Source organism: Bacillota bacterium (assembly GCA_030019365.1).
Classification (GTDB): Bacteria; Bacillota; Sulfobacillia; order JACIYH01; family JACIYH01; genus JACIYH01.
Genome location: JASEFA010000001.1, coordinates 640,063 through 654,247 on the forward strand (window position 1 = coordinate 640,063; position 14,185 = coordinate 654,247).

Consider the following 14,185-nt stretch of genomic DNA (forward strand, 5'->3'; position numbering starts at 1 on the left):
TGGCCCCATGGGATCTCCAACCCGCGGGCAAGGGGTCGTGCGAAGGGGCTAGCGCTCGCCCAGGTAAGCCTTGCGGACCCGGGGGTCCTGCCGCAACTCCTCAGCCGTACCTTCCAGGGCCAACCTGCCCGTCTCGAGCACGTAGGCGCGGTGGGCCAGGCGGAGGGCCGCCCGCACGTTCTGTTCTACCAGCAGGATGGTAACCCCCTGCTCGTTGATCTCGCGGATGGTCTGAAAGATGGCCCGCACCAGGAGGGGCGCCAGCCCCAGCGAGGGCTCATCCATGAGCAGGAGACGCGGCGAGGACATGAGGGCGCGACCGATGGCCAGCATCTGCTGCTCTCCCCCGGAAAGGGTCCCCGCCAGCTGGCGGCGGCGCTCCGCCAGGCGGGGGAAGAGGGAGAACACGCGCTCCTTGCTGCGGGTCACGCCGTCCCTGTCTCCCCGCCTGGTATAGGCGCCCAGGTTGAGGTTCTCCTCCACGGTGAGGGTGCTGAAGACCTTGCGCCCCTCCGGGGCGTGGGAAACCCCGCGGGCCACGATGGTGTGGACGGGTACGTTGCGCAGCGAACGCCCCTGCCAGCGGATGTCCCCCTGCCGGGGCCGGATCAGCCCGGAAATGGCACGCAGGGTGGTGGACTTTCCCGCCCCGTTGGCCCCGAGCAGGGCCACGATTTCGCCCGGCTGCACCGTGAAGCTGATCCCCTTGAGGGCGTGCACCTGACCGTAGTAGACATGGAGGCTCTCCACTTCCAGAATACCGTCAACCATGGAGCCCATCTTCTTCCTTCCCCAGGTATGCCTCAATCACGCGGGGGTTGCCCTGCACCTGCGCAGGGGTACCCTCCGCGATCTTCTCTCCGTTGTCCAGCACCACGATGCGGTCGCAGATGCCCATCACCACCGTCATGTCGTGCTCGATCAGGAAGACGGTGATGTCGCTCTCCCGGATCTGCACCACCGAGTCCATCAGCTCGCGCGTCTCCTGGTCGTTCAGACCCCCGGCCGGCTCGTCCAGCACCAGCAACCGGGGGCGGGTGGCCAGGGCCCGCGCGATCTCCAGCCGCCGCTGCAGCCCGTAGGGGAGGTTGCGGGCCAGCTCCTCGGCCAGGTGGGACAACCCCATGAACTCCAGCCGGGCTTCGGCCTCCTCCAGGATGGCGCGCTCCTCCCGGTGGTGCCGGCGCGTGCGGGCGAGGGCATCCCACACCCCCGCCTGGGTGCGGCAGAACTGGCCCGCCATCACGTTCTCCATGACCGTCAGGTTGGGGAACAGCCTGATGGTCTGGAAGGTGCGGGCAATGCCCAGGGCGGTGATGTCGTGGGGACGCAGCCCCACCAGATCGCGTCCCTCCAGCCTGATGCTCCCCTCGTCGGGACGATAGATGCCGGTGATCATGTTGAAAACGGTGGTCTTGCCCGCTCCGTTGGGCCCGATCATGCCCAGGATCTCGCCCGGCCGCACCTCGAAGGAAAGGCGGCTCACCGCCAGCAACCCCCCGAACCGCTTGGTCAACGAGCTCACTTCCAGCATCCAGCACCACCCACCCGATCCTGCTGTCGCACACCCTCACCATCCGGGGCAGGCCCGCTCACCTGGCGCCGCCAGTGGGCGCTGGGCCACAACCCCTGGGGGCGGAAGATCATCATGAGCACCATGGCCAGGCCGAACACCAGCATGCGGGCGCGGGCGAACTCCCGGAAGAGTTCGGGGAGGGCCGCCATGCCCACGGAGGCAACGATCACACCGGGTACCGAGCCGGTCCCTCCCAGCACCACGATGCAGAACATGACACAGGATTCCCAGAAGTTGAAACCCTCGGGGGCAACCAGGGTCATCTTGGTGGCATAGATGTTACCGGCCAGGCCGGCACCCGCCGCCCCCAGCACGAAGGCCAGCAGCTTCAGGAAGGCGGTATCGATACCCATGGCCTCTGCGGCGGTCTCGTCCTCTCTGATGCAGGTCCACCCCCGCCCGATACGGGACCTCTCCAGGCGGCCCATCCCCCACACGAAGAGCACGATGAAGAACAGGATGAAGTAATAGTACTGGTCGACCGAACGCACGGTGAAGAGGCCCAGATCGGGGCGGGGCACCCCGATGATCCCGTTCACCCCCCCGGTGAGGCCGCCCGGGTTATTGATGAGCGCGATGCGCATGATCTCCCCGAACCCGATGGTCACCACGCACAGGTAGTCCCCCCGCAGGTGGATGATGGGCCGGGAGATGACGTAGGCGAAGGCAGCCGCCGCCAGGGCGGAGACGGGCATGAGCAGAAGGGAGGGGATGCCGAAGCGGGTGGACAGGATGGCCGTGGTGTACGCGCCCACGGCATAGAAGGCGGCGTGCCCCAGGTTAAACAGCCCGGCGTACCCCACGATGATGGTGAGACTGAGGCCCAGCAGCATGTATATCCCGCAGAAGTTCATGACGTCCACCCAGTAGTCGTTCACCAGCCAGGGGTAAGCCAGAGCTGCCGCCACAGCCAGTCCCAGCCAGAACCCGGGAGGCAACTTGCGCAAAAGTACCGCCCCCCTCACAGCTTTTCCACTACCCGCTCGCCCAGCAGACCGGTGGGCCGCAGCACCAGGATGGCGATGAGGAGCAGGAAGGCAAAGGCATCCTTCCAGGCCGATGAGATGTACCCGGCGGCCAGGGTCTCGAACAGCCCCAGGATCATGCCGCCCACCATGGCGCCCGGGATGTTCCCGATACCGCCCAGGATGGCGGCCGTGAAGGCCTTCAGCCCGTAAATCCACCCCATGGTGAAATACACCTGGCGGTAGTACAGGCCGATCATGATGCCCGATGCCGCCCCCAGGGCCGGCCCGATGAGGAAAACCACCATGATGATGCGGTTGATGTCTATACCCATGAGACGGGCGGTAGCGTGGTCCAGAGACGTGGCCCTGATGGCCGCCCCCACCGTGGTGCGCTGGATGAAGAGATAGAGTACGCCCATTAGAATGAGGGAAAGCACCAGCATGGCCACGCGCAGGACGGGTATGCTCATGCCCGCCACGGCCCAGCGCACCGCGGGCACCAGGCCTTCGGGGAAGACCTGGTAGTTGGCCCCGTACGCCAGCATGACCGCGTTCTGGATCACCACCGCCGCCCCCAGGGCCGACACCACCGGGGCCAGGCGCCCGGCACCGCGCAGGGGGCGGTACGCTGTCCGCTCGATGAGCACCCCCGCCAGACTGACCAGTCCCATGGACACCAGGAAGATGGTGGGGAGCACCACCCACGGGCTCGCCACCCCGGCCGCCCGGCAACTCACCGCTGCCGTCATGGCCAGGTAGGCACCGAGCATGAAGAGGTCGCCGTGGGCGAAGTTGATCAGCTTCAGCACGCCATACACCATGGTGTAGCCCAGCGCCACCAGGGCGTAGCCGGAGCCCACGGTGAGGCCGTTGAGCACCTGCTGCACAAACTGTTCCATGCTTCCCCCTGCCCCGCAGCGGGGCAGGGGACGGGGCAACCCGCCCCCTGCCCCCCGGACTTACTTACCGTACGGGACGAACTCGCCCTTTTCGTTCACCACGTATGCCTTGTGGATGGTGCCCTTGCGGTCACCCCGCTCATCGAACCCGAGGATGGGTCCGGTGATGCCGGGGAAGTCCTTCAGTTGGGTGTGCAGGTACTCGGCCATCTTGCCCGGGTCATCGGAGTTGCTCTGCTTGATCGCCTCCACGATCAGCCGGAAGGCGTCCGCGGCCATGAGGTGCCAGATGCTGCCCGGGGACTCCCCGTACTTGGCCTTGTAATCTTGCAGGAACTTCTTGGCCTCCGGATACTCCAGATCCGTGGGCAGGGGTTCTGTGGTGACGATGGTGCCCCTGGCGTACTCCACGCCCGCCAGCTTCACGAACTCGGGGTTGTTCACCGCGTTACCAGCCACGAACCGGGCCTTCAGCCCCACGTCGGCGGCCTGGCGCACCAGGAGGGCCGCCTCGGGGAAGTAACCCGTGTAGTACCACGCCTCGGGTACCGCCTTCTTCAGGCGGGTGAGGATGGCGCTGTAGTCCCTCTCCTTGGGTGTAAGGGCGTCGAAGAACACCACCGTAGCTCCGGCGTCCTCCAGGTACTTCTTCGTCCACTCGGCCAGTCCCTTGGCGTAGGTGGTGTTGTCGTGGACCACGCCCACCTTCTTGCACCCGAGCGTCTCCACGATGAACTTCGCGGCGAAGAGTCCCTGGCGGTCGTCCAGGAAGCAGGTGCGGAAGAAGCGCTTGTACCCGTGCTCGGACAGCTTGGTGGCCGTGGAAGACGGGGTGATCTGCACGATGCCCTTGTCGTCGTACAGCCCCTGGGACGCCTCCGTGAGGGTGGACGCATAGCTGCCCACCACCGCAATGACTCCGCTGTTGATGAGCTTCTGGGCGGCCAGGGCCGCTTCCTTGGCGTCGCTCTTGTCATCGGCGGGGATGACCTCGATCTTACGGCCGTCGAGCAGACCACCGGCGTTGTTGATCTGCTCGGCCAGCATGTTGACACCATTCAGCATCCCCTGGCCCTCGTAAGCCCAGTCGCCGGTGAGTGGGACCTGTACTCCGATCTTGATGGCGGGTTTCTCCTTCGCCTGGGGTTTCTGGGCACAGGCACCGAGCGAAACGGCCAGGGCGATTACCAGCGCAACGGCCAGTACCTTCTTCACTGTGCTCCCCTCCTTCGGTCTTCAGTTGCCTCCGGCCTCATTCCCCTTGTATGTGCCCTCTTGTGCTTGCCCCCGTGCCCGCGCTCTCCGGCCGGGCACCGTGCGGGCCCCGTCTCACCTCCTTCGCACTCCAGCGGGCTCCAGCGGGCCACCCGTCACGGTGGCCGCCGCCGGCTCCCACCATCCGCCACTTGCCTCTCACGCCGGCCTGCGCCGGGGCCTATACGCAGGCCGGCTCCGGGACCAGTTCGCCGGCGACAAAACGCCCCGGGCGAAAAGGACTCACGTCGACCAGGGGGGCCCGGCCCAGGATGAGCTGGGCCAGGATGAGAGCGATGCTGGGCGCGAACTGCAACCCGTGGCCGCTCCAGCCCAGGTCCAGCCACAGCCCCTCCAGGGGGGCAGGTCCCACGATGGCCTGGGAGTCCGGGGTGATGTCGTACAGTCCCGCCCACTGCCGCACCACCCGCACCCCGGCCAGGGCGGGCAGGTGACGCACGATGCGGGCGGCCATCTCCTCCAGGAAGCGCCAGCTAGATCCCTGCCCATAGCCCTTGGGCTCCAAGGGGCTGCCGATCCCCATGAGCAGGCTGCCGTGGGGGGTCTGCTTGAAGTAACTGCCGTCCTCGAAGCACAGCACCATGGGGTCGAGGAGATGGGCCACCGGCTCGGTGACCAGGATCTGGTGACGCTCGCCGTACACGGGTACGTCCAGGCCCGCCGCCCGCGCCAGTTCGGCGCCTTCCGCCCCCGCGCAGATCACCACCACCGGGGCGTCCACCCGTCCGGCCGCCGTATACACCCCCCGTACCCCGGACTCACCGGGCACGATGGCGTGAACCGGACAAGAGCAATGGATGTGAGCACCCAGCCGTTGCGCGGCGCGGGCGTATGCCCAGGTGAGCTGGAAGGGGTTGACGTGGCCATCCCGGGCGCAGAAGCTGGCGCCCAGCACCCCGTCCAGGTTCAGGGCGGGCGCCACCCGGGCCACCTCATCGGGTGTGAGGATCTCCGACGGGATACCCAGGCTGCGCTGCAGGGACACGTTGCGCCCAAACTGCTCCAGTTGACCGGGCGTGTACGCCAGCAAGAGGTACCCACCCTGGGTGAACTCCAGGTCGTATGGGCACTCCAGTTCTTCCACCAGGCCTTCCAGCAGGCGGATGTTCCAGATGGCCAGGCGGCAGTTGATCTCGGTACCGAACTGGTGGCGCACCCCGGCGGCGGACCGCCCGGTGGCACCGCCCGCCAGGTAGCCCTGCTCGAACAGAAAGACCCTCAGGCCGCCCAGGCGGCAGAGGTGGTAGGCGACGGCACACCCGTGCACCCCGCCTCCCACGATCACCACATCGGCCGTGCGCCCGACCTGCCCCCCCACGCTCACACCCCGCGCTCGCCGCGCTCCTTGCTAGCGTTGTGCCTTCGTCTCAGCAGGGACGCTCCGCCGCCTGCCCCCGGTGGCCCCTCCCGGGCCGCCCGGGGGAACGTTCACACCACAGAAGGCTCGAGGATCAGGTCACCGCGGGCGAACCGGTCCGGCCCCAGCCGGCCGATGGGGAGATCCGGTTCCTCACCCGCAATGACCTGTGCCAGCAGCTTCCCCGTCATGGGCGCCAGCATGAAACCGTGGCCCGAGAATCCCACCGAATAGTAGCAGCCCTCCACCTCCGGTGCCGGCCCCAGGATGGGCTGGGCATCCGGCGTCATGTCGTACGACCCCGCCCACTGCCGCACCACCCGCAGCTGGGCAAGGGGTGGCAACATCTTCGTGACGATGGCCGCCATTTCCTCCAGAAAGCGCCAGGTGGCTCCGCAGTCCAGGTTGCGGGGCTCGTGGGGATCACCCAGCCCCATGATGAAACTCCCATGCGGCGTCTGCTGGCAGTACAGGCCGTGGCAAAACGAGATCACCATGGGCCCCTGCACCGGCCCCACCGGCTCCGTCACCAGGATCTGATGCCGCTGCGCATAGGTGGGAATGTGCAGGCCTGCCATCTCCGCCACCCGGTCCGACCAGGGCCCGGCCGTGTTCACCACCACCGGTGTCGAGACGTCACCCCGGCTGGTGCGCACCCCCACCACCCGGCCGCCTTCCACCCGAACACCGGTCACCCGGGTGAAGGTCCATACCTCCGCACCCAGCCGCACCGCCGCCTGCGCATATGCCTCCACCGCCCGGAAGGGGTTGATGTGCCCGTCCTCGGGGCAGAAGGTGGCGCCCACCACCCCCTCGAGGCTGAGATAGGGGACGATCTCCCGCGCCCCCTCCGGGCTCAGCACCTCCACCGGTACCCCCAGGGAACGCTGCAGGGCCACGTTGCGCAGGAACTGATCCCACTGCCTCTCGTGGTACGCCAGGATGAGGTACCCGCGCTGCTTGAACTCGATCCCCCGGGGATACTCCAGTTCCTCCTCCATGCGCTCGAACATCTTGATGCTCGCCCGCGCCAGGAGCACGTTCATCTCCGTGCCCCACTGCTGCCTCACACCGGCCGCGCACCGCCCCGTCGACCCCGAGGCCAGGTACTCCTGCTCCACCAGAAGAGGCTTCAGACCCCGGGACGCCAGCTGGTAGGCCACCGCCACCCCCTGGATGCCGCCACCCACCACCACCGCATCCGCCGTCCTACCCATGCCGCTCGCCCCCGGCGCGGACGATGACGCCCAGCTTGACAGGCCGGGTGGGGGGACGGAAGGTGGGCAGGGAAAGCTCCTCCACCGGCACCCCGGTCAGGCGCGACACTTCCTGCAGGATGAGGTGCCGGCAGGTGCGACCCTGGCAGAGCCCCATCCCCGCCCGCGTCAGCCGCTTGATCTCATCCAGGGTGTGTACGCCCTCGCCAATCAGACGGCGGATCTCCTGCAGGGTCACGTCCTCACATCGGCAGATCACCACCCGGTCCTCGCCACCGGCCGTCGCCTGTCCACCGGGCATCCCAACCCGCTCCCTGGCCTCACTCACCCTGCTCACCCCCGGCCACGGTAACGTTCCTCACCACGTGGGCCAGGTCCCGCTCCACCTCAATCCACACCACCGGCGTGCCCATCTTTTCCCGCTGCTTGTGCACCCGCACCACGCGCGCCTCCCCCACCCGCGTCCCCTCCCGGTCCAGTGCCCCCACCAGCTGCCCCACCTCGGGCAGGGGCAGGAACTCGTAGGGTAGCTTGATGAGGGAAGTAGTGTCCGTATAAGCCTCATGGACCACGAATATGGCCAGGCCCGGACAGGCGGCCACGCACAGCCCGCAGCCGTTGCACCGCTCCCAATCCACTTCGGGCAGGTCGTTGATGTCCCCGAAGGGCTTCACCGCCCCCCGCTGGCACGACCAGCAGCAGGGGTCGCACGGGATGCGCTCAAAGCACTCGAATACGGCCACCGGACCCCGGCGCCTCACCTCCTCGGGAGGCATCACCTGCGCCAGGTCCTCCACCGCAGGCAATCCCGTCTTCCTCAACTGCCGGGTCACCGGGCCCGCCCCCACCGCCCCCGCCGCGGGCGTATCACCCCGGCCCCCCGCCTTCACCGCCCCCGCCGCGGATGCATCATCCCGCACGGCGTGCCACCTCCTCCAGGCGGGCCAGGCCTTTGCGGATCTTCTCCCCGGGAGGACCCGCCCGCAGGGCCTCGAGTTGGGCACGGGCCTCACCGGCCAGTTCCCGGTAGTGGGGACACGAGCCCAGGGAAGCAGCCGCGGCCAGCCCGGCCATGCGCCCCGTCACCATGGCCGAGGAGGCCTCCTCCACCCCCGCGGCATCTCCCGCCACGAATATCCCCGGCACCGAGGTCTGCTGGTGCTCGTCGTGCCAGGGTACGTGACCGCCCAGCTCGGGTACGTAGGCCATGCGGCAGCCCGCCTGCCACAGGAGCTCCGCCAGCGGCGAGAGCCCCACCGCCAGGCAGAGGACGTCGGCCTCGAAGTGGCGCTCGCTACCGGGAATGCCCTGCCATCTCTCGTCCACCCGCCACACGGTCACACCCTCAAGCTCCCGCTCGCCATGTGCCTCCTTCACCGAGTGGGAGGTCAGGATGGGGACACCTAGCCGCCTGATCTTGGAGGCGTGCACGGCGTAGCCACCGATCACGGGCGCCGCCTCCACCACCGCCGCCACCTCCACTCTCGCCTGCCGCAGCTGGTAGGAGATGATGAGCCCGATGTTCCCCGCCCCCACCATCACGGCACGCCGGCCGGGCATCACCCCGTGCACGTTCATCAAGGTCTGCACCGCCCCCGCCCCGTACACGCCGGGCAGGTCGTTGCCGGGGAAGGCCAGCGGCTTCTCCGACGCCCCCGCGCACACCACCAGGCGGCGGGGACGGGCCTTCAGGTACTCCGACTCGCCGTCCACGGTGCGCTCCATGGTCAGCACCCCGTCCGGGTAGTAGCCCAGCACCTGGGTGTCGAGCAGGAGCTCAACCCCGAGGTGGGTGCGCACCTTCTCCCCCAGCAGTCGGGCGATCTCGATCCCCCGCACCCCCGCGTGCTCCCCCCGGGAACCGAAGAACTTGTGGGTCTGCTTCACCAATTGGCCGCCCGGCTCCGAAAAGAAATCCACCAGCAGTACCTTCACCCCGCAGTCGGCCGCCGCCAGGGCCGCCGACATCCCCGCCGGGCCGGCACCCACCACCATCACCTGGGGGTTAAGCACCGCCCTCACCCCCCCGGCCGCCCGCCCGGAGGACGCCCCGCTTTGCGGCCACAGCGCCCAGCAGGTCACCCTTGCCCACCTGCCGCTCCACGTGCATGCCCTCCCGCAGCTTCTCCACGCACACCCGCACGTTGGGCACCCCGTCCACCACCATCAGGCAGGACGAGCAGTTCCCCACCGCGCAGAAGAAACCCCGCGGCCGCCCCAGCACCGGGCTCTCCCGCAGCACGCGGATGCCCGCCGCATGAAGCGCCGCCGCGATGGGCTCACCCTCGTAACCCTCCAGGGGCCGGCCCTCGAAAAAGAAGGTCACCTTCCTGCGCGCAGGGAAGGTCAGAATGGGATGTTCCCCGATGCGCACCAGTACCGCCTCCCGGCTACAAATCCTCCAACACCCGCCGCAACCGCTCCAGGTGTTCCGCCATGCGCCGGGCTGCTTCCGGGCCGTCGCGGGCTCTGAGCGCCTCGAAAACGTGGCAGTGCTGGTGGCACATGGTGCGCCACTCTTCCCGGGGAAGGTGCATCTGCTGCCGGTGCTCCCGCAGGATGCCCACCAGCACCCGCACCAGCTCCCAGATCACCAGGTTCCCGGTGGCACGGGCCACCGCCACGTGGAAGTCCAGGTCCCGGTCCATCTGCTCACCCAGGTCGAACTGGGTACGGAAGAACTCGTCGATCACCCGCCCGATGTGCTCGATCCCCTCGTCTCCACCCCGCTCCGCCGCCAGTTGAGCCGCCCTCACCTCGATGATCTGTCTGGCCTCGCAGATGTCCAGCAGCACCGCCCTTTCCAGCCTGACGAAGCCCGCCTCCAGATCGAACAGGTTCTGGCCATCCAGCTGCTTGAGGAACCTGCCTCCCCCCGGGCGCGATTCGATGATCCCGCGGGCCTCCAGCACCCGGAATGCTTCCCGCAGGATGCCGCGGCTGACCCCCATCTGCCGCTCCAGTTCCCGTTCCGAGGGAAAGCGTTGCCCCGGCCCGATCTGGCCGCTCCTGATGTGCTCGACCAGCTGGCCCACCACATCCTGGTATAGACGATACCGGCTGACCTTCTGGAACGACACCCGCGCGCTCCCTATTCAGGGCTGCATGGACACTGGGCAGCCCAGTTGCCCTCCGGTGTATTCGACGCCTGGCAGGAAAGTCCTGCACCTGACAAACGGTTCCGGTCATAATGGCTGCCATGGAAGGTAACCGGAGTCGCGGGTGCCGGGCACGAAGGGGTTCTACCCCCGCGTGGGGAATCCGCACCCTGGGACCCGACGCGGACCGTGCCGGCGCAGCGGGGAAAATAGAGAGGGCCGGGAAGGGGGCTGCGCGCATGGCCACCGTGGTGGCGGCTTTTCCATCCGAGGACAAGGCTCGCTTCGCCCGCCAGGAACTGGTACAGGCCGGGCTTCCTGCCGGCAAGGTCCAGATGGTAGGGCCCCAGAGCTTCATAGACACCCGGGCCGCCCTGGCGGAACCCGAGCAGAACATCGTGACCGGGCGGGCCGGGCAGGATAACCCGGCCCTGGAAGCCGCCGCCCGGGCGGGAGACATCCTGGAGTCTGCCCGCGCGGGGGGCGACCTGCCTGCCGTAGAGCGCCAGTGGCTGAATCACATCCTCCTGGTCATCAGCGACCTGGAGCAGGAGCGGGTGGCGGGGGTGACCACCGCCCTCCGCCAGGCCGGGGCCGAGCACGTACTCGTAGGTCGGTGACGAACATGTGCCCGGGGGCGTGGGTGATGGCCAGGGGCACCCCCGCTCGCATCAGGGCCACCTGGGTGGTCACCCCACAGGCCCAGAACACGGGTACCTCTTCCTCCCGTACCGGGACCGCCTCGCCGAAATCGGGGCTGCCCAGGTCGCCGATCCCTATGGCCCCGGGATTCCCGACGTGCACGGGCGCCCCGTGGGCCCGGGGGTACCGGGCCGTCACCCGCACGGCCCGGGTCACCAGAGGACCCGGAATGGGCCGCATGCTCACCACCAGCGGACCGGAAAAGGGACCGGCCGGACGGCACTGGATGTTGGTGACGTACATGGGCACGTTGCTCCCCTGCTCCAGGTGACGCACCGGTATGCCCGCCTCCAGCAGGGCCCGCTCGAACGTGAAGCTGCACCCCAGGAGGAAGCCCACCAGGTCGTCGCGCCACCAGGCGGTGACATCGGTGGGCTCGTCCACCAGTTCACCCCGCCTTAAGACACGGTACCGGGGCACATCGGTGCGCAGGTCCGCGCCGGGTGCAACCAGGAGGGGCTCGGGGCAGCCAGGGTCGGTAACGTCCAGGAGCGGGCACGGTTTGGGATTACGCTGGGCAAAAAGGAGGAAGTCGAAGGCCAATGCCCGGGGAAGGATCACCACGTTGGCCTGCACGTATCCGGGCGCCATCCCCGCGGTGGGCCCGGCCCACCGTCCCTCGCGGATCAACTGGCGCAGCTCGCGGGGGGTCACCCGGCACCTGCCTCCCCCAGCCGGTCGCTCATGGGCGCCACCCGGACTCCGGCCCCTTCCAGGCGGGCCCGCACCTGCCGTACCAGGTTCGCCGCCCCCGGTGTATCGCCGTGGAAACAAACCGTATCCGCCCGCACTGCGATCGCCGAGCCGTCGCTGGCACTGGCCCGCCCCTCTCTAACCATCATGAGAACCCGGTTGGCCACCACCTGGGGATCGTGGATGACGGAGTCGGGCTGACCCCGCGGGACCAGGGTGCCGTCGGGAAGGTAACCCCGGTCGGCGAAGACCTCGGCGGCCACCCGCAACCCCGCCCGTTCCCCGGCCCTCAGGATCTCCGATCCCGCCAGGCCCACCAGCACGAGCCCGTCATCCACCCGCGCCACAGCCCGGGCAATGGCATCGGCCAGGGAGGCGTCCCGGGCGGCCAGGTTGTACAGGGCACCGTGGGCCTTGACGTGGCGGAGGGCCACCCCCGCCGCCCGGCAAAAGGCCCAGAGCGCGCCCACCTGGTACATGACGAAGGCTTCCACTTCTGCCGGGGTCAGGGCCAGGTAGCGCCGGCCGAATCCCTGCAGGTCCGGGTAGCCGGGATGGGCTCCCACGGCGGCGCCCGCGTCCCTCGCCATAACCACCGTACGCTGCATCACCAGGGGATCGCCGGCGTGCATGCCGCAGGCCACATTCACCGACGTCACCTGCCTGATGACCTCCTCGTCCTCTCCCAACCGGTATGCCCCGAAGCTCTCCCCCACGTCCGCGTTTAGATCGACCCTGAGCACTGCTCATCACCTCGCCCACGCTGCCTCCGTGCAGGGATTCGCGGCCCGGGCGGTGTCGACCTCTCCCGGCGTGCAACCTTTGCCCCCGCCCGCCCGTCTATCCACGGGGCACGAAAGGGGACGACACAGGACGTTCCCCGACGTCGACGGGCATTGGGCGGAACATGCGATCAGGAGGGCCCTGCAGCGGGGATTCGTGCACGGATATCCCGACGGGCTTTCCGGCCCGACTGGCGCCCGAGTAATGCAGATGCCCCCCGCGGCAAGACACCCGCCGCACACAGGTGTGGGGAGGGCGACTGCCCTCCCCACATCACGCCAGGTTGGGGGGATTCACTCAGGCTGGCCCGTCCCTCACGCTGGAGGGTCGAACTGCGGCGGGTACCCGGGTGGGCACGGGATCTTGGGCGCAACCACGCACTGGGCGGGCACGCAGAACCCGTAGGCCGGCACCAGCAGCTTCACCAGCGCCTTGGACTGCACCAGGATGCACAGGTGGAACGTGCAGCACACCTGGGTATCGGCCACCGCGCACGGCCCGCACGAGAAGTCTGGCACCTCGCACTGGATGGTGGTCCCGGCGGGGGCGTACAGCACCACGGTCTTCACGAAGGTGAAGCTCTGGGTGAAGGTACATCTGGTGGTGCCATCCGGGTTCAGGACCGTGATGTCGACCGTCACCACAAAGACGATGCTCACGCTCACGAAGCCAGGCTGACCGGGCACGGGCACCGGGGTACCGGGAGTACAGGTGACGCTGGTGATGGTGCACGTGGCCGTGGAACCAGCCGGTGCAGGCGGTACACACGTCAGGGGCAAGATGAAGCAGGCTTCCCGATCTTCGTTCTGGAAGCAGAAGTCGTAGACCTTCTCCACCAGGATGCACACGATCTCCGTGGGCGGCGGGCACCCCTCCGGCGGGCACTTGCCCGGAACCACCTCCTTGGGCGCGAACCTGGTCTTCAGCTTCTCGTCGCTCATTCTCTTCCCTCCTTCCTCTTCCTCGCTTCAGCCGGCAGCTTATGTCGTCACCTTCTGTCGCAATCCAGTGAACCGCTGCCAGCATTGCTTCCTGCTCCAGATTATGATGATGAGGTCCACACGGTGCAGACGGCATACGATGGACCGGGAGGACGGGAAATGGCAGACCGGCTGGAGCCCCTGCGCCCCTACCTCGAGCAGCTGGAAGTATGTATCCGCAGCGCCTTCGACACGGCGCTGGAGCTGGAAGAAGAGCAGCACCGGCTCGAGCAGGAGCTGCAAACACTTAAGGACGCCATGGCCGGGCACGAGAACCGGTTGGCCTCGTTACGTGCTTCCCTGGAGGAGTCCCGCCAGCAGCGCTCCCGCCTGGAGCGAGACCTGGAGGCCGCCCGGCGGGACCGGCGCGCGCTGGAGGAGGAAGTCCGCAAACTGAGGGCGGAAAAGAGCTCTCTTGAGGAGGAAGCCAGCAGGCTGCGGGAGCAAACCCAGACCCTCGGGGAGCGGGTGCGGGCTCTGGAAACGCAGCTGAACCAGGCCACGCTGCAGGAAAAGCAACGGCGCCGGCGCTGGAAGTGGTAGATTCTCTGGCAGTTTAAGCCAACAGGTCCCGTGGAGGGAGCAGAAAGAGCTTCCGGCCTCACGGGAGAGATATCCTTTGCCCACCGGCCGCGAG

The 14,185-nt window shown here is 68.1% G+C and carries 17 protein-coding genes; 2 read left to right on the forward strand and 15 right to left on the reverse strand.

All coding sequences use genetic code 11. The features are described 5' to 3' along the window. Positions 1-48: 48 nt before the first annotated feature. The 12 genes from QME70_03020 to QME70_03075 all read right to left on the reverse strand — a co-directional run bounded on the left by QME70_03020 (position 49) and on the right by QME70_03075 (position 10,372). Positions 49-771, reverse strand: a complete 723-nt coding sequence (locus tag QME70_03020) for an ABC transporter ATP-binding protein (GenBank protein MDI6893580.1) — start codon at positions 769-771, stop codon at positions 49-51. Continuing rightward, a complete protein-coding gene (locus tag QME70_03025) occupies positions 764-1,534 on the reverse strand; it encodes an ABC transporter ATP-binding protein (GenBank protein MDI6893581.1) in 771 nt (256 codons plus the stop codon). The genes QME70_03020 and QME70_03025 overlap by 8 nt, the downstream gene beginning before the upstream one ends. Next, positions 1,522-2,523 (reverse strand): branched-chain amino acid ABC transporter permease, encoded by a 1,002-nt coding sequence (locus QME70_03030; GenBank protein ID MDI6893582.1) that lies wholly within the window; start codon positions 2,521-2,523, stop codon positions 1,522-1,524. The genes QME70_03025 and QME70_03030 overlap by 13 nt, the downstream gene beginning before the upstream one ends. A gap of 14 nt (positions 2,524-2,537) precedes the next feature. Continuing rightward, complete coding sequence (locus QME70_03035) at positions 2,538-3,443, reverse strand: branched-chain amino acid ABC transporter permease (GenBank protein ID MDI6893583.1); 906 nt, start codon at positions 3,441-3,443, stop codon at positions 2,538-2,540. Positions 3,444-3,503: 60 nt separating this feature from the next. After that, on the reverse strand, positions 3,504-4,658 hold the full coding sequence (locus tag QME70_03040) for a branched-chain amino acid ABC transporter substrate-binding protein (protein MDI6893584.1): 1,155 nt from the start codon (positions 4,656-4,658) through the stop codon (positions 3,504-3,506). 220 nt (positions 4,659-4,878) lie between these two features. Beyond that, entirely contained in the window at positions 4,879-6,036 is a 1,158-nt protein-coding gene (locus QME70_03045) for an FAD-binding oxidoreductase (protein MDI6893585.1), read from the reverse strand. A gap of 110 nt (positions 6,037-6,146) precedes the next feature. Next, a complete protein-coding gene (locus tag QME70_03050) occupies positions 6,147-7,292 on the reverse strand; it encodes an FAD-binding oxidoreductase (protein MDI6893586.1) in 1,146 nt (381 codons plus the stop codon). Next, on the reverse strand, positions 7,285-7,593 hold the full coding sequence (locus tag QME70_03055; GenBank protein ID MDI6893587.1) for a (2Fe-2S)-binding protein: 309 nt from the start codon (positions 7,591-7,593) through the stop codon (positions 7,285-7,287). The genes QME70_03050 and QME70_03055 overlap by 8 nt, the downstream gene beginning before the upstream one ends. Before the next feature lie 19 nt (positions 7,594-7,612). Then, positions 7,613-8,212 (reverse strand): 4Fe-4S binding protein, encoded by a 600-nt coding sequence (locus QME70_03060; protein ID MDI6893588.1) that lies wholly within the window; start codon positions 8,210-8,212, stop codon positions 7,613-7,615. Then, the gene (locus QME70_03065) at positions 8,202-9,305 is read right to left on the reverse strand and encodes an FAD-dependent oxidoreductase (protein MDI6893589.1); all 1,104 of its coding nucleotides are present in this window, start codon (positions 9,303-9,305) and stop codon (positions 8,202-8,204) included. The genes QME70_03060 and QME70_03065 overlap by 11 nt, the downstream gene beginning before the upstream one ends. Beyond that, positions 9,298-9,666: a (2Fe-2S)-binding protein gene (locus tag QME70_03070; GenBank protein ID MDI6893590.1), complete on the reverse strand. Its 369-nt coding sequence runs from the start codon at positions 9,664-9,666 to the stop codon at positions 9,298-9,300. The genes QME70_03065 and QME70_03070 overlap by 8 nt, the downstream gene beginning before the upstream one ends. A 16-nt stretch (positions 9,667-9,682) precedes the next feature. Continuing rightward, entirely contained in the window at positions 9,683-10,372 is a 690-nt protein-coding gene (locus tag QME70_03075; protein ID MDI6893591.1) for a FadR/GntR family transcriptional regulator, read from the reverse strand. A 257-nt stretch (positions 10,373-10,629) separates the two neighbouring features. On the opposite strand from QME70_03075, the gene QME70_03080 reads away from it, so the two are divergent. Further along, positions 10,630-11,010, forward strand: a complete 381-nt coding sequence (locus QME70_03080; GenBank protein ID MDI6893592.1) for a hypothetical protein — start codon at positions 10,630-10,632, stop codon at positions 11,008-11,010. Here the strand turns inward: QME70_03080 and QME70_03085 are convergent. The 3 genes from QME70_03085 to QME70_03095 form a co-directional block, all read right to left on the reverse strand. Then, positions 10,925-11,746, reverse strand: coding sequence for a putative hydro-lyase (locus tag QME70_03085; protein MDI6893593.1), 822 nt, complete (start codon positions 11,744-11,746; stop codon positions 10,925-10,927). The two genes, QME70_03080 and QME70_03085, sit on opposite strands and share 86 nt — an antisense overlap. Continuing rightward, on the reverse strand, positions 11,743-12,528 hold the full coding sequence (locus tag QME70_03090; protein MDI6893594.1) for a 5-oxoprolinase subunit PxpA: 786 nt from the start codon (positions 12,526-12,528) through the stop codon (positions 11,743-11,745). The genes QME70_03085 and QME70_03090 overlap by 4 nt, the downstream gene beginning before the upstream one ends. A gap of 354 nt (positions 12,529-12,882) precedes the next feature. Beyond that, positions 12,883-13,509 (reverse strand): hypothetical protein, encoded by a 627-nt coding sequence (locus tag QME70_03095; protein MDI6893595.1) that lies wholly within the window; start codon positions 13,507-13,509, stop codon positions 12,883-12,885. Positions 13,510-13,668: 159 nt separating this feature from the next. Here QME70_03095 and QME70_03100 point away from each other — a divergent pair, with 159 nt between their 5' ends. After that, a complete protein-coding gene (locus tag QME70_03100; protein ID MDI6893596.1) occupies positions 13,669-14,091 on the forward strand; it encodes a hypothetical protein in 423 nt (140 codons plus the stop codon). Positions 14,092-14,185 lie beyond the last annotated feature (94 nt).